Source organism: Desulfatiferula olefinivorans, from assembly GCF_054657895.1.
Genome location: NZ_BAAHXV010000052.1, coordinates 1 through 24,071 on the forward strand (window position 1 = coordinate 1; position 24,071 = coordinate 24,071).

Annotated in this window: 18 protein-coding genes; 8 read left to right on the top strand and 10 right to left on the bottom strand. The window is 57.7% G+C overall.

Features of this window, described 5'->3' with window-relative positions:
* Positions 1-162 precede the first annotated feature (162 nt).
* Positions 163-414 carry a glutaredoxin family protein gene (locus ACYQ11_RS20595; protein ID WP_459925713.1) on the bottom strand — a complete coding sequence of 84 codons (252 nt, stop codon included), beginning with the start codon at positions 412-414 and terminating at the stop codon, positions 163-165.
* Positions 415-534: 120 nt separating this feature from the next.
* Here ACYQ11_RS20595 and ACYQ11_RS20600 point away from each other — a divergent pair, with 120 nt between their 5' ends.
* From ACYQ11_RS20600 to ACYQ11_RS20615, 4 genes are all read left to right on the top strand, one after another.
* Complete coding sequence (locus ACYQ11_RS20600) at positions 535-1,137, top strand: hypothetical protein (RefSeq protein WP_459925714.1); 603 nt, start codon at positions 535-537, stop codon at positions 1,135-1,137.
* Positions 1,138-1,528: 391 nt separating this feature from the next.
* On the top strand, positions 1,529-5,035 hold the full coding sequence (gene nifJ / locus ACYQ11_RS20605) for a pyruvate:ferredoxin (flavodoxin) oxidoreductase (protein WP_459925715.1): 3,507 nt from the start codon (positions 1,529-1,531) through the stop codon (positions 5,033-5,035).
* Positions 5,036-5,195: 160 nt separating this feature from the next.
* Positions 5,196-5,882: a YkgJ family cysteine cluster protein gene (locus ACYQ11_RS20610; protein WP_459925716.1), complete on the top strand. Its 687-nt coding sequence runs from the start codon at positions 5,196-5,198 to the stop codon at positions 5,880-5,882.
* A 325-nt stretch (positions 5,883-6,207) separates the two neighbouring features.
* A complete protein-coding gene (locus ACYQ11_RS20615) occupies positions 6,208-8,754 on the top strand; it encodes a transporter substrate-binding domain-containing protein (protein WP_459925717.1) in 2,547 nt (848 codons plus the stop codon).
* A gap of 11 nt (positions 8,755-8,765) precedes the next feature.
* Here ACYQ11_RS20615 and ACYQ11_RS20620 read toward each other — a convergent pair whose 3' ends face one another.
* The 9 genes from ACYQ11_RS20620 to ACYQ11_RS20660 all read right to left on the bottom strand — a co-directional run bounded on the left by ACYQ11_RS20620 (position 8,766) and on the right by ACYQ11_RS20660 (position 17,487).
* Positions 8,766-9,569, bottom strand: coding sequence for a nitrilase-related carbon-nitrogen hydrolase (locus ACYQ11_RS20620; protein WP_459925718.1), 804 nt, complete (start codon positions 9,567-9,569; stop codon positions 8,766-8,768).
* A gap of 20 nt (positions 9,570-9,589) precedes the next feature.
* Positions 9,590-10,042, bottom strand: coding sequence for a siroheme decarboxylase subunit alpha (gene ahbA / locus ACYQ11_RS20625; protein WP_459925719.1), 453 nt, complete (start codon positions 10,040-10,042; stop codon positions 9,590-9,592).
* Between the two features lie 10 nt (positions 10,043-10,052).
* Positions 10,053-10,439 (bottom strand): secondary thiamine-phosphate synthase enzyme YjbQ, encoded by a 387-nt coding sequence (locus ACYQ11_RS20630; RefSeq protein ID WP_459925720.1) that lies wholly within the window; start codon positions 10,437-10,439, stop codon positions 10,053-10,055.
* A gap of 245 nt (positions 10,440-10,684) precedes the next feature.
* Positions 10,685-11,005 carry a TusE/DsrC/DsvC family sulfur relay protein gene (locus ACYQ11_RS20635; protein ID WP_459925721.1) on the bottom strand — a complete coding sequence of 107 codons (321 nt, stop codon included), beginning with the start codon at positions 11,003-11,005 and terminating at the stop codon, positions 10,685-10,687.
* A gap of 123 nt (positions 11,006-11,128) precedes the next feature.
* Positions 11,129-11,977, bottom strand: a complete 849-nt coding sequence (locus ACYQ11_RS20640) for an FAD/NAD(P)-binding protein (RefSeq protein WP_459925722.1) — start codon at positions 11,975-11,977, stop codon at positions 11,129-11,131.
* Positions 11,978-11,999: 22 nt separating this feature from the next.
* Positions 12,000-13,040: a 4Fe-4S dicluster domain-containing protein gene (locus ACYQ11_RS20645; protein ID WP_459925723.1), complete on the bottom strand. Its 1,041-nt coding sequence runs from the start codon at positions 13,038-13,040 to the stop codon at positions 12,000-12,002.
* A gap of 50 nt (positions 13,041-13,090) precedes the next feature.
* On the bottom strand, positions 13,091-13,822 hold the full coding sequence (locus ACYQ11_RS20650) for a 4Fe-4S ferredoxin (protein WP_459925724.1): 732 nt from the start codon (positions 13,820-13,822) through the stop codon (positions 13,091-13,093).
* A 119-nt stretch (positions 13,823-13,941) separates the two neighbouring features.
* Complete coding sequence (locus ACYQ11_RS20655) at positions 13,942-14,373, bottom strand: hydrogenase iron-sulfur subunit (protein ID WP_459925725.1); 432 nt, start codon at positions 14,371-14,373, stop codon at positions 13,942-13,944.
* Between the two features lie 72 nt (positions 14,374-14,445).
* A complete protein-coding gene (locus ACYQ11_RS20660; protein ID WP_459925726.1) occupies positions 14,446-17,487 on the bottom strand; it encodes an FAD-dependent oxidoreductase in 3,042 nt (1,013 codons plus the stop codon).
* 328 nt (positions 17,488-17,815) lie between these two features.
* Between ACYQ11_RS20660 and miaA the strand changes: the two genes are divergently transcribed.
* From miaA to ACYQ11_RS20680, 4 genes are all read left to right on the top strand, one after another.
* Positions 17,816-18,739, top strand: coding sequence for a tRNA (adenosine(37)-N6)-dimethylallyltransferase MiaA (gene miaA / locus ACYQ11_RS20665; RefSeq protein WP_459925727.1), 924 nt, complete (start codon positions 17,816-17,818; stop codon positions 18,737-18,739).
* Between the two features lie 108 nt (positions 18,740-18,847).
* Positions 18,848-20,758: a penicillin-binding protein activator gene (locus ACYQ11_RS20670; RefSeq protein WP_459925728.1), complete on the top strand. Its 1,911-nt coding sequence runs from the start codon at positions 18,848-18,850 to the stop codon at positions 20,756-20,758.
* Between the two features lie 231 nt (positions 20,759-20,989).
* Positions 20,990-22,846: an indolepyruvate ferredoxin oxidoreductase subunit alpha gene (gene iorA / locus ACYQ11_RS20675; protein ID WP_459925729.1), complete on the top strand. Its 1,857-nt coding sequence runs from the start codon at positions 20,990-20,992 to the stop codon at positions 22,844-22,846.
* 30 nt (positions 22,847-22,876) lie between these two features.
* Complete coding sequence (locus ACYQ11_RS20680; protein ID WP_459925730.1) at positions 22,877-23,473, top strand: indolepyruvate oxidoreductase subunit beta; 597 nt, start codon at positions 22,877-22,879, stop codon at positions 23,471-23,473.
* Positions 23,474-24,071: the final 598 nt, after the last annotated feature.

Here is a 24,071-nt window from a genome sequence, read left to right on the forward strand (position 1 = left end):
CCCCCCCCCCCCCCCCCCCCCCCCCCCCCCCCCCCTTTTCGGGGAGAAAAAGAAAAAAAAAGAGGTGAAAAGGGGGGGGAAAACCCTCTCCCCACAAACGGCGTTTTTGGGGTGGGGGGTTGGGGGGGGGGGGGGGGGGGGGGGGCACGACGCGCCGTCCCCCTACACCCCCATCGCCCTCAGGTCCCGGGCCAGGTCGACCGGGTCAAACACCTTGCCTTTGCGCCATTTTCCGTTGAATTCCAGGGTAGGCACCACCCATTCCACGCCGCCGTTCACCTCGACGACCTTGTCGACCACCTCTTTGGGAGCCGTTTCGATATTGACCGAGGTAAAGGCGATGTTGTTTTCTTTGAGATAGCGTTCGGTGCGGATGCAGTGGGGGCACCAGAAGGCGGAATAGACTGTCAGCATGGGATTTCTCCTTCCAATCGGCGGTTGCAATTTCAACCGGACTGTGGCAGTTAATGGTGTGTCGACGGGATTATGTCGCGTTCATGAATCCGAATTCAACAAAAAAATCGAAGGTAGACGATGAAAAAAATCCTATGGATGGTGGTTGTGTTGATGATGGGGAGTGCCGGCGCCTACTCTCAGACCGTCCAATTCGGAATTCTCGCCAACGGTGACGTGGTGATGGGGCAGGGGGAATTCCAGTCCAAGCAGACCTTCGGCACCATTGCCGCCGGCGGGGCGCTGGCCTATGCCAACGGCGACTACACTATCGGCGAGGGCATGGTGGCACTGCGCAGCGACCGGCTGGTTCCCGGGCTTCGCTACGGCCTCGGCTTCAAGGGATATTTCGGCGAGGTGGATGATGAGCGCGGCGCAGACGACGGCACCTTTGCCGCCCTGGGGTTTCTGCTGGAGGTGAATTACGAACTGACCCAGGCCTTCAATCCCGTGGAAGTGCCGGTGGAAGCCTATGCGACGGCCTGCTATGCGCCGTCTTCCCTGGCCTTCGAAGATACCGACCAGTACCAGGAATACAAGGGCGGTTTTCGTTTCCATCTGCTCGAAAGCGCCTTTGTGTCCATCGAATGCCTGTACCGGAAATTCGATTTCCGGAATACGAGACGGGGCGAGTGGGACCGGGATGACACGATTGTCACGGCCGGTCTGACCCTGAGGCTCTGATCCGTCGTTTGCGGCGGGAGAGGGCGGTGTGTCCGGCTCTCCTCCCGCCTTTGCAGAATCCCTCCCGTCATCTTCCGCATCTCTCCAACGCGTATCTCCCAAAAAAAGAAGGAAAACATTCTTTACATTTTTGTGGGATTGTAATAAAAAGTCAGATTTACATGAATTTACGGAGAAATCGGCTGATGTCGGCCGGTTGTCATGTGATTCCGCTGCCCGATTCCCGGGCGGCTTGACATTTTTTTTGACCGGCTGGACGATCGGGTGGTTGGTGCCGGGAGAGGATGGGGCAAACGCCTTTTCCGGGCACGGGCCACGGCCCCGGTCACTGGGGAGTGATGCGGGGCGTAAACGATCAGCAGGCCATAATTTGACAAAAGGAGAGAATCAAATGGGGAAAGTCATGAAAACCGTTGACGGCAATACGGCTGCAGCCCATGTTGCCTACGCCATGAGTGATGTCGCCGCACTCTATCCGATCACACCGTCCACACCCATGGGGGAAATATCCGACCAGTGGGCCGCCGAAGGCCGCAAGAACATTTTCGGCCAGATTGTCAGCGTCAAGCAGATGCAGTCCGAAGCGGGGGCGGCCGGTGCGGTTCACGGCTCCCTGGCCGCCGGCGCGCTGACCACCACCTTCACCGCCTCCCAGGGGCTTCTTCTGATGATTCCCAACATGTACAAGATCTCCGGTGAACTGCTTCCCGGGGTTTTCCATGTGTCGGCCCGCGCCATCGCCGCCCATGCCCTGTCCATCTTTGGTGACCATCAGGACGTCATGGCCGTTCGTCAGACCGGGTTTGCCCTGCTCTGTTCGGGCAGCGTCCAGGAAGTCCACGACATGGCCCTGGTGGCCCATCTGGCCGCCATCGAAAGCCGGGTGCCCTTCCTTCATTTCTTCGACGGGTTCCGGACCTCCAGCGAAATCCAGAAAATTGAACTGGCCGATTACGACGCCATCAAATCCCTGGTGAACATGGATGCAATCGAGGAATTCCGCATGAACGCCATGAACCCCGAGCATCCTGAAATCCGCGGTACGGCCCAGAACCCGGACATTTATTTCCAGGGTCGGGAAGCCGCCAACATGTACCACGAGGAAGTGCCCCATATCGTCCTTGAAAGCATGGAAAAGGTCGCCAAGCTGACCGGTCGGGCGTACAAGCTGTTCGATTACGTCGGTCATCCCGAGGCTGACCGGGTGATTGTGGCCATGGGCTCCGGATGTGAAGCCATCGAAGAGACCTTGAACCGTCTGTACGCCGAAGGCGAGCGGGTGGGTCTGGTCAAGGTTCGTCTGTATCGGCCCTTTTATGCCGATGCCTTCCTCCACGTGCTTCCCGGCACCGTCAAACGCATCACCGTGCTTGACCGGACCAAGGAACCCGGCGCCATCGGCGATCCCCTGTACCTGGATGTCTGCACGACCTTCATGGAACACGGCAACGCCCCCCAGATTTTCTGCGGACGTTACGGTCTGGGCTCCAAGGAATTCACCCCGACCATGGTCAAGGCCGTGTTCGACAACATGAAAGTGCTGGTGCCGAAGAACCATTTCACCGTCGGGATCATCGATGACGTCACCCATACGTCCCTTCCCCTCGGTCCGTCCTACATCGCCGCTCCCAAGGGGACCGTGCGCTGTAAATTCTGGGGTCTGGGCTCAGACGGAACCGTCGGCGCCAACAAGACAGCCATCAAGATCATCGGCGACAACACCGATCTTTACGCCCAGGGCTACTTTGCCTACGATTCGAAGAAATCCGGCGGCATCACCGTGTCCCATCTGCGTTTCGGCGATCAGCCCATCAAGTCGACCTACCTGGTCAACCATCCGGATTTCGTGGCCTGTCACAAAGCCAATTATGTCCATTTGTACGACGTCACGGCCGGTCTCCGTGAAGGAGGCACCTTCCTTCTGAACTGTTCCTGGAACACCAAAGAGCTTGACAAGGAGCTTCCCGCCTCCATCAAACGGACTCTGTTTGAAAAGAAGATCAATTTCTACACCATCGATGCCGTGAAAATCGCCCAGTCCGTCGGACTCGGCGGGCGCATCAACATGATCATGCAGACCGCCTTTTTTAAACTGGCCAACGTGCTGCCGTTCGAGCAGGCCATTGACCTTCTCAAGAAGGACATCCATAAAACCTACGGCCTCAAGGGCGACAAAATCGTTCAGATGAACATCCAGGCCGTGGACAAGGCCATCGAAGGGCTTGTGTCCGTGACCATTCCCCAGAGCTGGAAAGACGCCGGCGATGAGGCGGCTGAAAAGAAACCCGTGCCCGAGTTCATCGAAAACGTTCTTCAGCCCATTCAGGCCCAGAAGGGTGATTCCCTGCCGGTGTCAAGCTTCCCTGCCGACGGCGTGTTCCCCGTTGAAACGTCACGGTACGAGAAACGCGGGGTGGCCATCGAGGTGCCCGAATGGATTCCTGAAAACTGTATTCAGTGCAACCAGTGCTCCTTTGTCTGCCCGCATGCCGCCATTCTTCCCGTCCTTCTCGACGAGCAGGAGATGAAAGACGCCCCGGAAACTTTTGTCATGCTGCCGGCCACCGGCAAGGAACTCAAGGGCACCTACAAGTTCCGCATCCAGGTGAACGCCCTGGACTGCCAGGGCTGTGGAAGCTGTGCGGATATCTGCCCGGCCAAGGTCCCGGCCCTGGTGATGAAGCCCATCGAGACTCAGCTTGGCGATCAGGTTCCCAATTACGACTTTTCCGCCGGCATCGATTTCAAAGACAAGGTCATGAGTCGGGATACGGTGAAAGGCAGCCAGTTCCAGCAGCCGCTGCTTGAGTTCTCCGGCGCCTGTGCAGGATGCGGCGAAACGCCCTATGTCAAGGTATTGACCCAGCTGTTCGGCGAGCGCATGACCATCGCAAACGCCACGGGATGCAGTTCCATCTGGGCCGGTTCCGCACCGTCCTTCCCCTACTGTACCAACAAGGACGGCTTTGGTCCCACCTGGGGCAACTCCCTGTTTGAAGATGCCGCCGAATTCGGTTACGGCATGGCCCTGGGCATGACCCAGAGACGGGCCCGTCTGGCCGACCTGATGACCCAGGCCCTCGATGCGGACATTCCGAAAAACTTCAAGGCCGTGATGAAAGAATGGCTTGAAAACAAAAACGATGCGGTCAAATCCAGGGAGCTTGGCGACCAGATCAAGATGCTGCTCATGGAACCTGTGACGCATCCCATTCTCGACGAAATCGATGCCATGAGCGATCTTCTGACCAAGAAATCCCACTGGATCTTCGGCGGTGACGGCTGGGCCTACGACATCGGCTTCGGCGGTCTGGACCACGTGATCGCCTCCGGCGAGGACGTGAACATCCTGGTGATGGATACGGAAGTGTACTCGAACACCGGCGGTCAGGCCTCCAAGGCCACCCCCACCGGCGCCATCGCCAAGTTCGCCGCCTCCGGCAAGAAGATCGGCAAAAAAGACCTGGGCCTCATCGCCATGTCCTACGGCCATGTCTATGTGGCCTCCGTGGCCATGGGCGCCAACAAGCAGCAGATGATGAAAGCCTTCCTCGAAGCGGAAAGCTACCCCGGACCGTCGGTCATTCTCTGCTACGCCCCCTGTATCAACCAGGGCATCCGCAAGGGCATGGGCAAGTCCCAGGAAGAGATGAAACTGGCCGTCAACGCCGGGTACTGGCCGCTGTATCGCTACAACCCGCTTTTGGCCGAAGAAGGCAAGAATCCCTTTGTTCTTGAATCCAAGACCCCGGATGGAACCCTCCAGGAATTCCTGTCCGGTGAAACCCGTTACGCGGCTCTGGAAAAGACCTTCCCCGAGGAATCGAAAAAACTCCGGGTCCAGATCGAAACGGAGCTCAAGAAGAAGTTCGACATGTATTCACGGCTTGCCCAGTAATTCACCGCCGTGTCCGAGTCATGTCCGGGCTGCGGCCATGACTCGGTAAGACAGGTTATATCCAAAGGTCACCTTTTCGCCATGGAAAGGTGACCTTTTGTATTCAAGATAATGCGTGGGGCCTTTGCCCCATGGGGTCACATCGTTAAAGGAGACGATCATGGATCTGGCAAACATCACCAGCGACGACGGCAAAGGGTTCAAGACGGCCTGCGACGGGTGCGGCGCCTGCTGTGTCGGCGGGGGCCCCATTCTCCGTCTTGCCGACGCCCATCTGATCCGGACCGGCAAAATCCCCTCGAAGGATCTTTACACCATCCGCAAAGGGGAGTTTTTGTTTGACAAGGACAAACTGGCCATGGTTCCGGTCGAAACCGATCTGATCAAGATCAAGGTGGTGGGGGACACCCTGGCCTGCCTGTATCTCAAGGAAGGCAACCGCTGCGGGATCTATATGACCCGGCCCTCGGAATGCCGGGCCTTCAAATGCTGGGACACCACGGAAATCGAAATGAAGTACGCCGAGGAGCCCCTGGAACGCAAGGACCTCCTTTGCGATGTGGAGGGCCTCTGGGACCTGATCGTCGATCACCAGGAACGCTGCTCCTATGCCCGGATGAAAACGCTGACCGACCGCCTGGCCCTTGACGGCGACAAGGAGGCCCTGGCCGCAATCAACGAGATGATCGCCTACGACAAAACCCTGCGCCAGACCCTGATCGACAAAGCCAAGGTCGATCCGGACATGCTCCCCTTCCTCCTCGGCCGCCCGTTCATCGAAACCATGGCCATGTTCAACCTGAAAATCGTGAACCGGAAAGGCCGCACCGTCCTCGAGCCGGTCTGACGCCTTTGGGCCGGTCCCCTCGTGCGCGACCGGCCGCGTTCCCCATTCGAAGCGCCGTGCCGGCACAAACAACCGTGGGTTGCCTGATCGATGGGCTATGGCTCGATCGGGCGTGCTGCTTTTTGGGTGTGGTTTTTTCAGAGGCGTTGGTTTATGATGGGGAAGCATTGTTCATAGCCGGATCATAGACGATTTCCCCAGCCGATTGACGATTCATTCTCCCAAGGGCGTTTTGCATCGGCAGATGCCGGACCGACAGGGTTTGAGGGCACGGGGCGTCCTGTGGTGATTGCCAAACCCCATCTCTACAAAACGGATATCATGTATGCCTAACCTGAGCCCTGCTCCCGTCATCGCAGCCCGATCCTGCCGTCTCATCGTCTGTTTGATCCTGCTCATGATTGCTTTTTTGTCCCCGTGGGCCTGTGCCGGTGATGCGAAAACCCTTGCTTTGTCCGACCGGGAAAAAAACTGGTTAAAGGAACACCCCGTCATTCGCCTGGCGCCTGACCCGGAATTCCAACCCATCGAGTTTTTTGATCAAAACGGGAATTACATGGGGATCGGAGCCGATTACGCACGGCTGATTGAGCAGAAAACCGGCCTTTCCTTTGATATTGTGCAATGCAAAAGCTGGAGTGAGGTCATCGAACGGATGAAGCGGCGGGAGGTGGATGTGCTGAATGCCGTGGTGAGGTCTCCCCAGCGAGAAACCTTCATGCTGTTTCCCCCGCCCTACCTGACGATACCGTCGGTGATCATCGTCAGAAAACAGGTCGATCGAACCATGACCCTCGCGATGCTCGAGGGCATGCATGTCGTGATGGTGGAGGGTTACGGGTACCTTGATCTGATTCGGAACACCTATCCCGGCATCGCCATTGAACCGGTTGCGGATCTGAAAACGGCGCTCCGAAAGGTTTCGTTTGGTATGGCGGACGCCTTTGTGGGAGACCTGGCCACGGCAAGTTTCTACATTGAATCTGAAAAAATAACCAATCTGAGGCTGGCCGGAGAGACCGAGCCGCCCAATGTGTCGGGATTTGCCGTGCGTTCGGACTGGCCGGAGCTCAGTGCCATTCTCGAAAAGGCGGTCGCTCTTATCACGGACGACGAACGTCAGGCCATACACAACAGATGGATTTTTCTTGCCGCCGAACCGGGTCTGAGCATGCGTGAATTCCGACGGGTCATGATCGTCAGTGTCGCCATTCTCCTGACCGTGATCATCGGTTTTCTAGTGTGGAACCGTACGCTCAAGCGGGCGGTCTACCTGAAAACCCAGGATCTGAGAAGGGAGGTCATAGAGCGCAGGCAGGCCGAAGAGGCTCTGGCTGAAAGCAAAGCCCATCTGAGCACCCTGTTGAAGACGATCCCGGACCTTGTCTGGCTCAAAGACCCCCATGGGGTCTATCTTGGGTGCAACACCCGTTTTGAGCGGTTTTTCGGCGCGAGGGAGGAAACTATTGTCGGCAAGACCGATTATGATTTCGTGGACAAGGAGCTGGCGGACTTTTTCAGGATGAATGATCTGGCCGCCATGGAGGCGGGTAAGCCGTGCATTAATGACGAAACGATCGTATTTGCCGATGACGGCCATAGCGAGGATCTCGAAACCATCAAAACGCCGGTTTATTCATCGTCGGGTGATTTGATCGGCGTGCTGGGCATCGCCAGGGACATCACCTTTCGCAAACGGTCGGAGAAGGAACGCTTGAGCCTCCGGGACCAGTTGGTCCAGGCCCAGAAAATGGAGTCCGTGGGTCGTCTTGCCGGAGGTGTGGCCCACGATTTCAACAATATGCTGAGCATCATCATGGGATACGGTGAAATGGTAATGGAGTCCATGGACCCATCCGATCCCAACCGCCTGTCCATGCAGGAACTTTTGTCTGCCGCACGGCGCTCGACGGACATTGTTCGGCAGCTTCTTGCCTATGCCCGGAAGCAAACCATCGAGCCGACGCTCCTTGATCTGAATGGCGTCATCGAAAACACGCTCAATATGCTTCGGCGATTGATCGGTGAGGGGATTTCGCTGAACTGGAAGCCGGGGGCCGGTCTGTGGTCCGTCAAAATGGATCCGTCCCAGATCGACCAGCTTCTGGCCAATCTCATCACAAACGCCAGGGATTCCATTGCGGATGTGGGTCATGTGGTCATTGAGACGTCCAATGTGTCATTGGGTGCCGATGAAACGCCCATCCATCCGGAAAGCAGACCGGGAGATTATGCGGTCATCGCCGTGAGCGATGACGGTGTCGGTATGGACAGACAGACCCTCGAGAATATTTTTGAGCCCTTTTATACCACAAAAGAGCTGGGCAAGGGGACCGGGTTGGGCTTGTCGACGATCTACGGCATCGTCACACAGAACGGCGGATTCATTACGGTTCACAGCGAACCGGGGCGGGGGAGCACCTTCAGAATTCATCTCCCCCGCTGTCTTGAAGACGATGCCGGAGCGGACGGCACACCCGTTCCAATCGGGCTTCCTACCGGGGATGAAACGGTGATGATCGTCGAAGATGAACCGGCCATTCTGAATTTGGGCGTCTCCATGCTCGAAGATCTTGGTTACACGGTCTTGTCGGCATTGACCACCGATGAGGCCATGCGTCTGGCAAACGAGTACACCGGGGATATCCATCTGTTGTTTACCGACGTGGTGATGCCTAAGATGAACGGTCGTGATTTGGCAAGGCTCATGCGAACCGTGCATCCCGGTCTTAAATGTCTGTATATGTCCGGATACACCGCCGACGTCATCGCCGACCACGGGGTGATCGAGGGAGGGGTTCACTTTATTCACAAACCTTTTTCAAAGCGGGCGCTGGCTGTCAAAATCAGGGAAACCCTGGCCGAACCTTAGTCGGCGGGTCATCATGTCAGGTCATGGCGCTGATTCGGTAGAAAATAGCGCATGCGGTGACGGCGGACGTGTTCCATGGCCGCGTCGGTCAGGTCCGCGTAAAGGAGACCCGCCTCGCCGGTGAGGTCCCGGGCCATGACAAGGCCCGAGGGATCCACGGCGAAGGCCAGCCCCGGGAAGACGAGTCCGCCGTCCGGGGCGCCGCACTGGTTGCAGACCAGGGTGAACACCCCGTTGTCGTAGGACCGGGCCGGGATGTGACGCATCCAGGACAAAAATTTGTCTTCGGAGCTGCCCCGGGGCGAGGCGTGGGGGATGAAGATCGCGTCCGCGCCCATCTCGGCCATACGGGTGGACAGAAAGGGGAAATGGGCGTCGTAGCAAAGCTGGATGCCGAACCGGAAGCCGGGAAGGTCAAACACCGGGATCTGATCTCCTGCTGTAAAGACCGCCTTTTCAGGCGGGGCGAGGTGGAGTTTTCGGTATTTACCAAGGGGTTTGTCGGGAATGAACACAAAATGACTGGCGTAGACCCTGCCGGCGGGGTCCCGTTCGGCCAGGCCGGCAAGAATCGTGATGGGGGTCTTATCGGCCATATCCTGAAGTGACGCAAGGGCGTCGTCGTCAGCATCGAGGGCCAGGGAGAGGATGCGTTCGTCCGAGCAGTAGCCTGTCAGGGCCAGTTCGGGAAAGCAGATCAGCGACGCGCCGCTGCTCGCGGCCTCGGCAATCTGTTCGGCCATGCGGTCCAGATTGGCGCGCGTCTGACCCAGGGAGGCTGAAAACACGCTGAGAGCCACACGCAAATTTTTCATGGGCGCCGCCTTTTTCCGCCTCAGAGTGTGAATTGGGCGCTGATCTTGAACATATGGCTGGCCGGGAGGTTCAGGATCCGGGCACCGGTTTTGAGCCGGATATCCTCAAGCGCCCGGTTGATTTCCTCCCGCGATGGGGCGATAAAGGTGAACCAGATGTTGTAGCGGTTGTCACGCACGTAGTTGTGGGTGACGCCCGGATAGGCGTTGACGCAGGCCGTGAAGGTGTCCATGACCTCATCGGGGACTTCGGCGGCGCAGAGGGTGCTGAAGAAACCCAGTTTTTCCGGGCGGAAGTTTCCGCCGATCCGGCGGATGATGCCCTTTTCCTTCAGGGTGCGAATGCGGGAGAGCACATCGGCCTCCGTCATGCCGAGTTCGTCGGCAATGGCGGCATAGGGCCTGCGGCAGATGGGAAACTCCGACTGAATGCGGTTGATGATCCGTTTATCGATGTCGTCGATGGGGTCCATCACGGTCTCCTTAAAGGATGCGGACCTGCACCGTGCGTGTCCGGGGCCCGTCAAATTCACAGAAAAAAACACTTTGCCAGGTGCCCAGAACCAGTCGGCCCCGTTCAACGGCAAGGGTCGCGGAGACACCCGTCAGAGAAGATTTTACATGGGCGTCCGAGTTGCCTTCACGGTGAAGGTAGGCGGGGTCCTTGGGAACCATCCGGGCCAGGGCGGCAAGGATGTCCGTCCTGACATCGGGGTCGGCGTTTTCGTTGATGGTCACCCCGGCGGTGGTGTGGGGCACGAACACGAGACACAGGCCGTCGTTGATCCCGGCTTCACGGAGTTTCTGTTCGACGGCCTCCGTGATGTCGATCATTTGATTGCGCGCGGTGGTGGTGACGGTGATCTGCATGGGCGTCTGTCACGATTGATGGTTTCGTAAGATGTCACGTTTTGGACGGCTTCGTAAAATGTTTGAGGTCAAGGCTTGCGAATCCCGAGGAATGAGGCGTACTTCGGGTACGCCGCAGTGACGAGGGATGAAGCGTAACGCAGAGATCGAACATTTTACGAAGCCGTCAAGATTAAAACGGCCCTGTAACGCGAATTACAGGGCCGTTTGAAACACATACTTCTAAAACCGGTGCGGATGCTTAATTATACGCAACCGGTCGGTTTGGGGAGGCCGGCCATTTTACAGGCGCCTTTGCCGGGTCCTGAGGGGAACAGTTCATAAATGTGTTTGAGTTTGAAACCGGTCAGTTTGGAAAGAACGCGTACCATGGGAGCGATACCGTTTTTCTTGTAGTAGTCCTGAAGAACATCGATAACCATCTTGTGTTCGTCATTCAGCTCGGAAATACCTTCTTCTTTTTTTACGATTTCGATCCATTCGGGTTTGAATGAGTTAAAATCGAGCAGGAAACCGTCTTCGTCGACTTCAAAAGATACACCATTGTATTCTACTGTTTCAGCCATCTTACAAAACCTCCTGTTAAATTTATATAATTTGTAAGGCTTATCCCTAAAATTCCAATTTTACGGAATGATCACGTTATATGAATATCATTTTATTGTCAACCCGAATGAACAAAAAGGGCATCAGGTATCTTCTTCCGGCATGTATTTCAGCTGGGCCAGCGTGAACACGGGGCCGTCCTTGCAGATCAGCTCCTTGCCGATGTTGCAGCGTCCGCAGATGCCGATGCCGCATTTCATCCGGTTTTCCAGCGACATGATGATGTGATCATGGCGATAGCCCAGTTTGTCGAGCACCGGTTTGGTGAACTTGAGCATCATGGGAGGCCCGCACATGATGGCATAGGTGTCGTCGTCGGCCTGGGGCGCCTGGGTTTCCGTGATGGTGGGGACGAAACCGGTGTGGTATTTCCAGCTCGGATCGTCCGTGGCATCCACGGTGATGTGCATGTTGATGTCGTCACGCTGTTCCCAGGCGGTCAGCTCGTCCTTGTACAAAATCATGCCGGGGTTCCGGGCGCCGTAGATAACGTCGATTTTGCCGTATTTGGACCGGTTGGCCGGATCGAGCAGCCAGACGATGGTCGAACGCAGGGTGGTGAAGGCGAACCCGGCGCCGATGATGACGATGTTTTTGCCTTCGAGTTCGGACAGGGGGTAGCAGTTGCCCAAGGGACCGCGTACACCCATGATGTCGCCGACCTTCATGTTGTGAAGATGGTTGGTCACCAGACCCGTCCGGAACACGGTGAAGGTCACAAAGCCTTTTTCCGTGGGGGACGAGGCGATCCCGATGGGAATCTCGCCCTTGCCGGGAATGGACAGTTCGGCGAACTGACCGGCCTTGTAAGCGAATTTTTCTTCATCGCCTTCGTTGAGGAAGACGAATTTGAACGTTCTGAGAGATTTATCCTCCGTCGCAACGTCGATACTGTCGATGCGAACCGGATATGCCTTGTATGGATTTTGCACAGTACTCCTCCTTTTGTTCGCGTCAGCTCGCAGCCACGTAATCGTTCATTTTCTTGCTGACGGTGCGAATGTCGATGTTGACCGGACATTGTTGCACGCAGCGACCGCAACCCACACACATGATGCCTTTCTGGTATTTGTCCACAAAGTACTTGAGCTTGTGCATAAAGCGCTGACGAACCCGCTGATGCTTGTGCTCACGGGGGTTGTGTCCTGATCCGTGCATGGTGAACAGCGGGGTCATGCAGCTGTCCCAGTTGCGCATGCGAACGCCTTCAAGCCCTTTGTTTTCATCCTGGATGTCAAAGCACCAGCAGGTGGGGCAGGCGTAGGTACAGGTGCAGCAGTTGATGCAGGAAAAGGCCACTTCCTTCCAGAAGGGCGCATCGTACAGATCCATGATCACTTTTTCCGACAGCTTGTCGGTTTCGATGGTCGCGGTGATTTTGGCTTCGGCGGCCGCTTTCTTGGCGGCAACGGCGCTGTCGTCACCGGCGTCTTTGAATCCGGCGGCGTCCAGAAGTTTTTCCCCTTTTTCGGTCAGGGCCTTGGCGATGTAAGAGGCGCCGTCATCGACCAGAAGAACGTCGAGCCCTTCCTCGTGGTAGGGGCCGCAGTCGGTGCTGGTGCAGAAGCAGGTGGCGCAGGGATTGTCACAGGCCAGACCCACGAAGGTGGTGGCCTCATAGGCGTCCATCCAGTAGGGATCACGGTATTCCTTGGTGTCGAAGTTCATTCGGACCAGGGCGACGGCTTTGGCATCGCAGGGCCGCATGCCCAGCACGGCACGGGGAGAATAGTCTTTCTTCACATCGTTGAGGATGTGGTGCCCCTCTTTGGTCTCATCGAGGCTGTAGGTGAACATGGCTTCCGACGGGGGAAACACAACGGATTTGGGGGACATTTTGGTGTTCCCGTAATTCAGATCAGGCAGCTCCCCTTTGGCGAGCTCCTTGAAATTATGGGAATCGTCTTCCTTGACAGGACCGAACAAACGGTAGGAACCTGAGAGAGTCTCGACACCGCCGGCCCATTTTTCTTTGTCTATTTTTATGACCTTCATAATATTAGCCCTTATAGATAATGGTTCATTCGTAATCAGATCCGGCAGCCTTACTTGATAAAGTCCTGGGGATCATCGACTTTGAATGTATCAAGCGGTGGACGTTCGTCGAGCGTCAGCCCGGCCTCCCAGCCGTAGAGTTCCTGACAGTCCTTCTCCAGCTTTTTGGTCAGCTGGCGGACCTTGATGTTCTGGGGACAGGCGGCTTCGCATGATCCGCAGTCCGTGCAGCGACCGGCGCAGTGGAAGGCCCGGAGCAGGTGGTAGGTCCGGACATCCATGGGATCATAGGCCTTGCCCACCCACTGGGGTTTCGACTCGTCGACGAAACAGGTGGGGCAGTAGCACAGCGGACAGGCGTTCCGGCAGGCGTAGCAGCGGGTGCACGTTGAGTAAAGATCGTCGAAGAAGGCCCATTTTTCATCGGGGTTCATCGCTTCGACCTTCTTCACGTCGGCGTATTTGTCCACGTTTTTCTGTTCTTCCACGAGATCGCCGACCAGTTCATCGTAGATCACCGGGTTCCGGTGGGTACAGGTCGCGCAGTTGTCCTGAAGTTCGCCGGTGTTCTTGTCGTTCATCCCCTTGCAGGGCACGCCGATGATGACCAGCTGGTCGCGTTTGATCTTGTTTTCGATGATATGGGTGACGATGTTCCGACTGTCGCAGCCCTTGGCCACGATGGCCAGTTTTTCCTTGCGGTTGGTCAGGTAGTTGCAAAGATTGATGCGGCAGTTGGCGTCCCACACCAGATCCTTGACATCGTCCGTCTTGGTGATCATGCACGGCTCGTTCATCATGGGAATGGTCCCTTTGCGGAAACCGATGACAGCGTCGACGGTACCATCCTTCAGGAGCCGTTCAGATATGTCTTTGATTTTAGTGATGTATGCGTCCATAGTTATGATACCTTAACTGTTTTCTTGATGAATTTTTCATTGGGACCCAGGGCCTTGACCGATTCGGTGACGTCTTTGACCACGTCAACGAACTTGGTGGCTTCCGCGGATGAAATCCAGGAGAACTGAAGGCGGCCAGGCTCCACACCCATATGTTCCATGAGGTTTTTGAGCAGCGTGAACTTCCGACGAGCATAGTAATTACCTTCCAGGTAATGGCAGTCTCCGGGATGTCAGCCGGAGACCCAGACGGCGTCGGCGCCTTCGCGCAATGCCACCAGGAAGAATTTGGGGCTCATGCGTCCCGTACAGGGGATACGCACCACCCGAACATTGGGGGGGTACTGGGCGCGGCCGACGCCGGCAAGATCCGCTGCGCCGTAACTGCACCAGTTGCAGAGAAAACTGACTATTTTCGGTTCAAAATCAGTCATGGTATTTGATCTCCTTCATATAAAATGTATCGTCCGCCGCCCGGCTCCGGGTGACGGACGATGTGTCTCGGGTTAAACCGCCTCGTTCAGGGTCATCAGCTGGGCGAAAATCTGATCCGTATCGAATCCCCGGTGGTTGATGGCGCCGGAGCGGCATGAACCCACGCAGAGGCCGCAGCCTTTGCACAAAACGGGGTTGATTCGGGCCTTGCCCGCATCCCGGCCGCTGTCAATAAACGAGGGAGCGGAGTAGGGGCAGACAGACACACAGACGCCGCAGGAACTGCACAGGGCCGTGTTCACACTGGCGACCTGGCCGCTGGTGTGAATGGTTTCACGGGCCAGGAGGGTGATGGCGCGGGACGCCGCCGCCTTGGCCTGTGAAATGGCTTCGTCAATGGGTTTCGGATAGTGGGCCATGCCGCAGAGGAACACGCCGTCGGTGGCGAATTCGGACGGTCCGAGCTTGGCGTGGCGTTCCACGAAGAACCCGTTGTCGTTCATGGGCAGTTTGAAGAACTGGGCGATTTTTTCATCCCGGTAGGGCAGGATGGCGGTGGCCAGGGTGACCAGGTCCGCTTCGATCACCAGGGGCCGGTGAAGCACGTGGTCCCGGGTCTTGATGGTGATCGTGCCGCCGTCGATGCTCAGCTGGGGCAGGGTGTCCACGGTATGGCGGATGAAAATCACGCCCATGTCCCGGGCCTGGCGGTACAGGTATTCGCGTTCGCCGTAGGTCCGGATGTCGCGGTACAGCACGTAGACGTTGGTCGCCGGATTGCGCTTCTTGAGTTCGATGGCGTTTTCCACGGAATGGGTGCAGCACAGGCGTGAACAGTAGGGCCGTTCGCTGTTTCTGGAGCCCACACACTGGATGAACACCGCGGACATGACGCCTTCGATCGACGGATCGTTGTCCATGAACTTCTTGTCCAGTTCCTGGCTGGTGAGAATCCGGGGATCCTTGCCGTAGGAGTATTCCGTCGGCTGGTACGGATAGGCGCCGGTGGCCATGACGGCCACGCCGTGTTTGAGTACGGTGTCGTTGCCGTTGGTCCGAAGGGTGGATTCGAAGTTGCCCACGAAGCCCTGAACCTCTTCGAGGGTGGTGTTCAGGTGAACCGTGATGTTCGCATCGGCGTTGACCTCGCCGATCAGTTCGGCCAGTTTCTCGGGAATGCTTTCGCCCTTGGCGGTACGGAACAGATTGTTGGCCTGGCCGCCGAGCACGTCGCTGCGTTCAACGATATGGGCCTTGTAGCCCTGCTTGGAGAGGCTGCGGGCCGTGGACATACCGGAGATACCGCCGCCGAGAACCATGGCGGTCTGATCGACCTGGAGTTCGGCTTCTTCGAGGGGCTGGAACAGGGCCACCTTGGCCACGGACATGCGGATGGTGTCCTTGGCCTTTTCCGTGGCCAGGTCCGGCATGTCCTTGTGAACCCAGGAGTTGTGGTTCCGGATGTTGGCCATTTCGAACAGGTATTTGTTCAGACCGGCGGCCAGCAGGGTTTCCTGGAACAGGCCTTCGTGGGTCTTGGGCGTACAGGCGGCAACCACCACCCGGTTCAGACCCTTTTCCTTGATGATCTCGGAAATCTTGTCCTGGGTGTCCTGGGAACAGGAGAACAGGTTGTTGGCAACGAATTCCACGTAGGGCAGGGTCTTGGCGTATTCAGACACGGCTTCGACGTTGACGGTGCCGGCGATGTTGGTTCCGCAGCTGCACACGAACACGCCGATTTTGGGACGGTCGCCCCGGACGTTGGTTTCAACGATTTCCTCGGCGGTCTTGGTCAGGGTGTTCCGGGCGGAAGCCAGGGCTTCACCGGCGGCTGCCGCAGCGGCGCTGGCGTCGACGATGGATTCGGGAATGTCCTTGGGACCCTGGAAGGCGCCGCAGACATAGATGCCCTTGCGGGACGTGCTCACCGGCTCGAAGGAGGTGGTGGCGGCGAAGTTGCTTCGGGTCAGGTCGATGTCCAGTTTCTTGGCCAGTTCGATCATTTCCGGCGGCGTTTCAAGGCCGATGGACAGAACGATCATGTCGAAGATTTCCGTATCGATCTGGCCGGTCTCCGTGACGTAACGCACTTCGAGGCTGTCCGAATCGGGCACCGGATTGATGGTGTGGATCCGGCTCTTGACGAAGCGGATGCCTTTTTTCTTGGCGTTGTCGTAGTAGGCTTCGAAGTCCTTGCCCGGCGTACGCATATCCATGTAGAAAATGGCGCAGTCCAGATCGTCCCCGTTGTGCTCCTTGGCCATCAGGGCTTCCTTGGTGGCGTACATGCAGCAGACCGATGAACAGTGACCGTTGTCGCACTTGTTCATGTCCCTGGAGCCGATACACTGGAACCAGGCGATCTTCTTGGGTTCTTCATGGTCCTTGGACTGTTTGATCAGGTGTCCCTTGGTGGGGCCGGAGGCCGAGAGAATACGCTCGAATTCCAGGGCCGTGACCACGTTGGGGAACTTGCTGTACTGATAGGTGTCGAAGACCGAAGGATCAAAGGGTTTGAAGCCTGTGGCGAAGACGACGGAGCCCACGTTGAGGGTCACCATCTGTTCTTTCTGGTCGTACTCGATGGCGCCGGTGGGGCACACCTTTTCACAGTTACCGCATTTGTCCTTGGTCAGTTTGATGCACTGGGTGGGGTCGATGCCGTATTTCAGCGGAACGGCCTGATCGTACTCCACATAGATGGCTTTGCGTTTGACAAGATTTGCGTTGTAGGGGTCTGTGACCTTCTTGGGGCATTTTTCGGCGCAGAGACCGCAGGCGATACATTTGTCAACGTTGACGTATCGGGGTCTCTGTCTGAGTTCAACCTCAAAATTACCTGCCTCGCCCTTGATGTCAATGACGTCACTCAGTGTTTTTAGCTCAATGTTCAGATGCCGGCCGACCTCGACCAGTTTGGGTGAGATAATTCACATCGCGCAGTCATTGGTGGGGAAGGTTTTGTCCAGTTGTGACATGACACCGCCGATAGACGGGCCTTTTTCGACCAGGTACACGTAGTAGCCTGAATCGGCGAGGTCCAGGGCGGTCTGCATACCGGCGATACCGCCACCCACGACCATTACGGATCCGATTACATCCTTAGACATGGCTTCTTTCTCCTGTTAAATAATAATGCAGCGACCTGACCAGGACGATCATGGCCGGCTCTGCAATGTTACAATACTATACCAAAACAATGAACCTTGTTGATCGCATAAATATCAATACTATCATTAGGTTACAAAAAATATCAGGCTATTTCACCATCTTAAAGGTAAAATGAGCAAATATACCTACTACCGTTAATGCCAAGGCTTGTCAATAGAATTGTATCCTCTTAAATAGTATGATTTTCGCTGCGGATATGCTAAAGCAGGGCCAGGAAAACCGCGTCGCAGCGGGCGCCCCGGAACCTGAACGAGGGACGGATATCGGATGGACAAACCCAACATCATCGTGGTCTGCGGACCCACCGGCATCGGCAAGACCGCCGCGGCCATCGGCCTGTGCAAGGCCCTGGGCGGCCGCATCATCAATGCGGATTCCATGCAGATTTACCGTTTTATGGATATCGGTACGGCCAAGCCCACGGCCGACGAGCGTGCCCAGGTCCCCCATGATCTTGTGGATATCGTCAATCCCGACGAGCCCTATGACGCCGCCCGCTTCGCCGGGGATGCCGACGCCTGCATTCGTGCGCTTTGGGCCGCGGGGATCGTTCCGGTGGTGGCCGGGGGGACGGGGCTGTACATCAAGGCCCTGGTGGGCGGATTGTTCCGGGCCCGTCCGGCCGATCCGGCCGTGCTGGCCCGCCTGGAAAAGGCCTGCCGGGAGCAGGGGGCCGGGATGCTTCACGACCGGCTTAAAACACTGGATCCCGAGGCCGCCTGTCGCATCCACCCCAACGACGCCTTCCGCATTATCAGGGCCCTTGAAATTTTCGAAACCACCGGGCGGCCCATCTCGGACTATCAGGCGGCCCACGGGTTCGCCGACCGGCCCTACCGGGTTCTCACCCTCGGACTTGCCATGGACCGGGAGCGTTTGTATGAACGGATCAACCGCCGGGTGGACCTGATGATCGAGGCGGGCTTCGTCGACGAGGTGAAAGGCCTTCTGGCCCGGGGGTATTCGCCGACGCTCAAGTCCATGGGCTCTCTGGGCTACCGTCATATCATCGCCTGGCTTGGGGGCCGTGAAACCTGGGACGAAACCCTGCGCCTGCTCAAGCGGGACACCCGGCGTTACGCCAAACGCCAGATGACCTGGTTTCGGGCCGATCCTGCCGTCGAATGGTTCGATCCGGGTGATCCGGACGCCATGATCCGCCGGTGCCGCACCTTTCTGGGGCGCTCCTGAAGGCGAAGACATCGGTCGTCAACTATGAATTGACAACCGGGGGCCGCGCCGTGTAGGTTGGGTGTCATTTCTAACAGTCATGTTTAATTTAGGTGTGCCATGAAATTCATGCCGTTACGTTTTATTCCGGTGTTTCTTGCGATCTGCCTGACGGTGTCCTGTGGGCTCAAAACGATGGTGGGGCCCAAGGGGGTCGATGAGGGAGACCGGTCGTTCGCACGGGCTGAAAAACGTTTTGAACAGGGCGATTTCGACCGGGCCCTTTCCGCCTATACGGCGTTTATCACCGATTATCCGAATCAGGACATGGTCCCGGCGGCCCTGTTGAAGATCGGCGCCATCCATGCCTCCCGGGGCGAATACGACAAGGCCCGCACGGCCTACGACCGTCTGGTCAACACCCATGGAGACAGCCCCTATGCCTCCGACGGCATGGTCGAGATCCTGGTCACCTACTACCAGGAGGGCCGCTATGACGAGGTCCTCGTCCGCAGCGGGGACATTCCGGAGAACAGGACGCCCGGCGATTACCTGATCCGCAAATACGCCGTGATGGGCGATGCCCTTCTGGCTCTGTCCCGGCCCGCCCAGGCGGTGGATGCCTTTCTCGAAGCCTACCGCCGCAGTGACCCGCCTGAAAACCTGCGTCTGATCGATCGCATGAAAAAAGCCCTGGCCCTTCTGTCCGAAAGCGAATTGGCCGCGCTCATCGACCGGACCGTCCATGAACCGATTCGGGGCTACATGGCGTTTCAGCAGTGCCGGAATGTTCTTTCAGGCGGAAACAGGGACGAGGCCCTGGATGCCCTGACCCGATTTCTTCTGGACTATCCCCGGCATCCGGAGGCTGTGGAAGCCGAGCGCATCAAATCGGAGCTGACCAGTTCGGCCTACCGGATTAACCGGGTGGGCTGCCTGATGCCGACCAGCGGCCGGTACGAATCTTACGGCCTGCGGGCCCAGAGGGGCTTTGACCTGGCCTACAACCGTCTGATGACCGAATTTCCGGACCTGGATCTGAGTGTGGTGTACCGCGACACGGAATCCGATCCCGAACGGACGCGCCAGGCCGTGCGGGAACTGGCCGATCTGGGGGTCTGCGCCATCGTCGGTCCCGTGGGAACGGCGGAGGAGGCGGCTGAAGAGGCTCAGATGCGGGGCATTCCCGTCATGACCCTGTCGGGCAAGGAGGATATCGCCGAGACGGGAGACTTTGTGTTCAGAAATTTTCTCACCCGGGAGATGCAGGTGAAATCCGTGGTGGCCTATGCCTTCGAGGTTCTGGGGCTCAACAATTTCGCCATACTCTATCCGGAAGAACAGTACGGCATCGATCTGATGAACCTGTTCTGGGACGCGGTGGACGTCTATGAGGGCGAGATTGTGGGGGTCGAGTCCTATGGCCTGGACACGACGGATTTCGCCGTGCCGATCCGGAAGCTGATCGGCATGTATTATCCCCTCCCCGTGGAACCTCAGGTCGCGGCCGACGGCACCGTGTCGGCGAGTACGACCCATCCGTCGAGCGTCGAACCTCAGACGCCGGTGGTGGATTTCGACGCCCTGTTCATTCCGGACGCCAGCGCCAAGGTGGGGCTGATCCTTCCCCAGCTGTCCTTTCATGATGCAGGGGACGTCTACCTTTTGGGCACCAACCTCTGGCATACGGATGAGCTGATTCAGATGGCCGGGGGGCATGCCCAGGGCACCGTGATCCCCGACGGGTTCTTTGCGGGCAGCGACAAACCCCGGGTCCGGCGCTTTGTCCGTGAGTTTCGGGACACCTTTGGTGAAACGCCCGGTTTCATCGATGCCATCGGTTACGATTCGGCCATGATGATCTTTCAGGTGATTCTGGAGCGCCCCCTGTCCTACGGCGTCTTCAGGGACCGGCTGCTGGCTCTGAGGGAATTCGACGGTGTGACGGGCATGACCTCGGTCAACGAACGCGGCGATGTCTGGAAAGAGCTTTACCTGCTCAACGTGGCGGGCAACCGGTTTCGCGAACTTCCCCAATGATTTCCGTCGTCCCGGGAATGTCGGCCGGGGCATGCCGGCGCCATGATCCCACGGGCGTCCGGGCGGGGCGGAGGCTCTTTTGGCCAAAGAAAAAATCTTTACACCCCGGCCGGTCTTGGTATAGTTGTCGGGTTACGACCCTTTCGTCAGGGTCGGAGGAAAGGGGCCGGATGCCCTGGGGACTCGCTCCCCGGCCTTCGGTGAAGGATCATTTCAACAGGAAAGAAAGCCATGCATAAACTACTGACCGATCACACCGGTGAACGCGTGCTGATGCTCGGGAACGAGGCCATTGCCAGGGGGGCAATCGAAGCGGGCCTCGCCTTTGCCGCGTCCTATCCGGGCACCCCCTCGTCGGAAATCTCGCTGAACTTTTTTCAGATTTCCCAGGAATCGGACCTTTATTTCGAATACAGCATCAACGAAAAAGTGTCTCTGGAAGCCGCCGCCGCCGCCGCCAACTGCGGCGTCCGAAGCATGTGCGTGATGAAGCACGTGGGCGTGAACGTGGCCGCCGATGCGCTGATGACCCTGGCCTACGTGGGGGTCAAGGCGGGCATGGTGATCCTCACCGCCGACGACCCCTTCATGTTCTCCAGCCAGAACGAGCAGGACAACCGCTACTACGGCAAGCTCTCCGGCCTGCCGATTTTGGAGCCGTCCTCGGTCCAGGAAGCCAAGGAGATGATCAAATACGCCTTTGATCTGTCCGAAGATCTTCAGGAACCGGTGATTTTCAGGACCACCACCCGGATCAACCATTCCACCGCCGTGGTGGAGCTGGGGGATCTGGTCACGCCGGTGACCCGGGGGGAATTCGTCAAGGATCCCTTCAGCTATGTGACGGTCCCGGCCGTGTCCCGGAACCTGCATGTGACCCTGCTTGAAAATTACGAGATGGCCCGGGGCATCGCCAACGACTGCAGGTGGAACATCGTCGAGGGCACAGGCCCCCTGGGCGTGGTCTGCAACGGCGTCAGCTATGCCTATGCCAAAGACGCCGTGGCCGAACTTTCCGCCGCCGATCGCGTCCGCATCCTCCGGGTGGGTTTTTCCCATCCGATCCCCGATCGCCTGGTCAAGGACTTTCTTTCCGGCTGCGACCGGGTGCTGGTCATCGAGGAGGGCGAACCCTACCTCGAAGAGGCCGTCAAGGCCTGCGCCCAGGAAGCCGGTCTGACCCTGCCCGTCCGGGGCAAGGGCGAGGGCCTGTTCTCACGCCTCTACGAGTTCGATCCCCTGATGGTCAAGACCGTGATGGCCTCGTATTTTGACCTGCCGTTTTCTGCTCCCCCGGCCCTCGATCTTTCCGATGTGCCCGAGATTCCGGGACGGCCGCCCACACTGTGCGCCGGTTGCTCCCACCGGGCCGTGTTCTACGCCGTCAAGCAGGCCACCCGCGGCATGGACGTGATCCATCCCTCGGATATCGGCTGCTACACCCTGGGCTTTCTGCCGCCCCTCGCCATGGGAGACTTTGTCGTCTGCATGGGCGCCTCCACCAGCACACCGGCCGGATTCTCCATCGCCACGGGCAAGAAGGTGCTGTCGTTCATCGGGGACTCGACCTTTTTCCATTCGGGCATTTCCGGCCTGATCAATGCGGTGTTCAACAACCACGACATGACACTGATCATTCTGGACAACCGCATCACCGCCATGACCGGCCATCAGCCCAATCCCGGGGTGGACATGACCGAAATGAACATGAGCGGCTACAATACGGTGGACATCGAATCCGTGGTCCGCGGTCTGGGCGTGAAGCATGTGTCGGTGATCCGGCCCTACAATCTGTCCAAAAGCACCGAGGCCATCAAGGAGGCCCTTGCTTTCAAAGGGGTATCGGTGATCATCGCCAAGGAAAAATGTGTGCTGTACGCCAAGAGCCTCAAGCAGCTCAGGGGCAAGGCCTTTGAAATCAACCAGGACAAGTGCAAGAACCATCGGGACTGCATCACGACCATCGCCTGTCCGGCCTTTTACCTGGACGGGGATCGCGTGAAAATCAATGCGGACATGTGCACCGGCTGTTCGGTCTGCGCCCAGATCTGTCCGGAAAAGGCGATCCGGCCGGTGAAGGTTTCCTGACATTTATCGCAAACTACGGATGAGACTCTTATGAATACGACAAAACTGATCATTGTGGCCGTGGGCGGACAGGGCAACCTTCTGGCCTCACGGGTTCTGGGCGAAGCGGCCCTTCTCTCCGGCGTTCCGGTCCGCATGAGCGAAATCCACGGCATGGCCCAGCGGGGCGGTGTGGTGGAATCGGCGCTGGTGTTCGGGGATGCGGAAAGTACAATCATTTCAGACGGCCAGGCCGATGTGTTCGTCAGTTTCGAACCGTCGGAGGCCCTGCGGGCCCTCAAAAAATGCCGGGCCGAAACGGTATGCATCACCAACCTCGCGCCCCTGCCGCCGTTCACCGTGGCCATCGGGCGCGGAATCTATCCAAATCTTGACGACGTGACCCGGCTGATCCGGGAAAAAACCGCCCGCCTGATCGCCTTCGACGCCGTGGCCCTGGCCACCGAGGCCGGCTCTGTCATGGCCGTGAACATGGTGCTTTTGGGGGCCCTGGCCCAGACCGGGGTTTTGCCCCTGTCGGCGGACAACATCAAGACCGCCATTCGAAATCACACCAAGGCATCCTTCGTGGACATCAACCTCAAGGCCTTCGACCTGGGCTTTGACGCGGCGTCCCGTACCGCCTGATTTCATCGGGGGGCCGGAGCCTCGCTCCGGCCCCCCGATTCCTTTCCCACCGGCAATCCCGACTCTGAGCCTGGCGACCGTCCGTCTTTAAATATGGTCATCCGCCCGCCCGCGCGATGCGAATCATGTTTGACGGCTTCGTAAAACGTCCGATTTAGCGATAAAGCTTCACTTCGTGTCTGCGTTGCGCTTGATCCCTCGTCACTGCGGCGTACCCGAAGTACGCCTTATTCCTAACGGATTCGCGACGCCTTGAACTCGAACGTTTTTCTTTGCCGTCATGTGATGAACTCGTGAAAAGCTTGGCAGGCCTCGAATGGCCACATATCCGAAAGGAAGTGTGTTAAATCGCTTTGTTGCAACAAGCTGCCGGGGTATTGGGACCAAGGCAACTGCAGGCAGCATTCGTTCACGTGTATGTTCACGTTCACGAGCACGTGCACGGTAGGCCGAGACTGTTCGACCGCCATCGTGAACGTGCGCGTGCTTGTGACCGTAAACGTGAACGGCATGAATCCGTCACGCAGGAGAGGCCCATGTGTTTTATAGACCATTCATGCGATTGGGTAGGTATTGGGCCGTCTTTGAAAAAACGTAG

What these genes read in the sequence shown, in the direction of transcription:
- ACYQ11_RS20595 (WP_459925713.1), bottom strand. Translation starts at nt 414, where the DNA reads ATGCTGACAGTCTATTCCGCCTTCTGGTGCCCCCACTGCATCCGCACC.
- ACYQ11_RS20600 (WP_459925714.1), top strand. Translation starts at nt 535, where the DNA reads ATGAAAAAAATCCTATGGATGGTGGTTGTGTTGATGATGGGGAGTGCC.
- nifJ (WP_459925715.1), top strand. Translation starts at nt 1,529, where the DNA reads ATGGGGAAAGTCATGAAAACCGTTGACGGCAATACGGCTGCAGCCCAT.
- ACYQ11_RS20610 (WP_459925716.1), top strand. Translation starts at nt 5,196, where the DNA reads ATGGATCTGGCAAACATCACCAGCGACGACGGCAAAGGGTTCAAGACG.
- ACYQ11_RS20615 (WP_459925717.1), top strand. Translation starts at nt 6,208, where the DNA reads ATGCCTAACCTGAGCCCTGCTCCCGTCATCGCAGCCCGATCCTGCCGT.
- ACYQ11_RS20620 (WP_459925718.1), bottom strand. Translation starts at nt 9,569, where the DNA reads ATGAAAAATTTGCGTGTGGCTCTCAGCGTGTTTTCAGCCTCCCTGGGT.
- ahbA (WP_459925719.1), bottom strand. Translation starts at nt 10,042, where the DNA reads ATGGACCCCATCGACGACATCGATAAACGGATCATCAACCGCATTCAG.
- ACYQ11_RS20630 (WP_459925720.1), bottom strand. Translation starts at nt 10,439, where the DNA reads ATGCAGATCACCGTCACCACCACCGCGCGCAATCAAATGATCGACATC.
- ACYQ11_RS20635 (WP_459925721.1), bottom strand. Translation starts at nt 11,005, where the DNA reads ATGGCTGAAACAGTAGAATACAATGGTGTATCTTTTGAAGTCGACGAA.
- ACYQ11_RS20645 (WP_459925723.1), bottom strand. Translation starts at nt 13,040, where the DNA reads ATGAAGGTCATAAAAATAGACAAAGAAAAATGGGCCGGCGGTGTCGAG.
- ACYQ11_RS20650 (WP_459925724.1), bottom strand. Translation starts at nt 13,822, where the DNA reads ATGATCACCAAGACGGACGATGTCAAGGATCTGGTGTGGGACGCCAAC.
- miaA (WP_459925727.1), top strand. Translation starts at nt 17,816, where the DNA reads ATGGACAAACCCAACATCATCGTGGTCTGCGGACCCACCGGCATCGGC.
- ACYQ11_RS20670 (WP_459925728.1), top strand. Translation starts at nt 18,848, where the DNA reads ATGCCGTTACGTTTTATTCCGGTGTTTCTTGCGATCTGCCTGACGGTG.
- iorA (WP_459925729.1), top strand. Translation starts at nt 20,990, where the DNA reads ATGCATAAACTACTGACCGATCACACCGGTGAACGCGTGCTGATGCTC.
- ACYQ11_RS20680 (WP_459925730.1), top strand. Translation starts at nt 22,877, where the DNA reads ATGAATACGACAAAACTGATCATTGTGGCCGTGGGCGGACAGGGCAAC.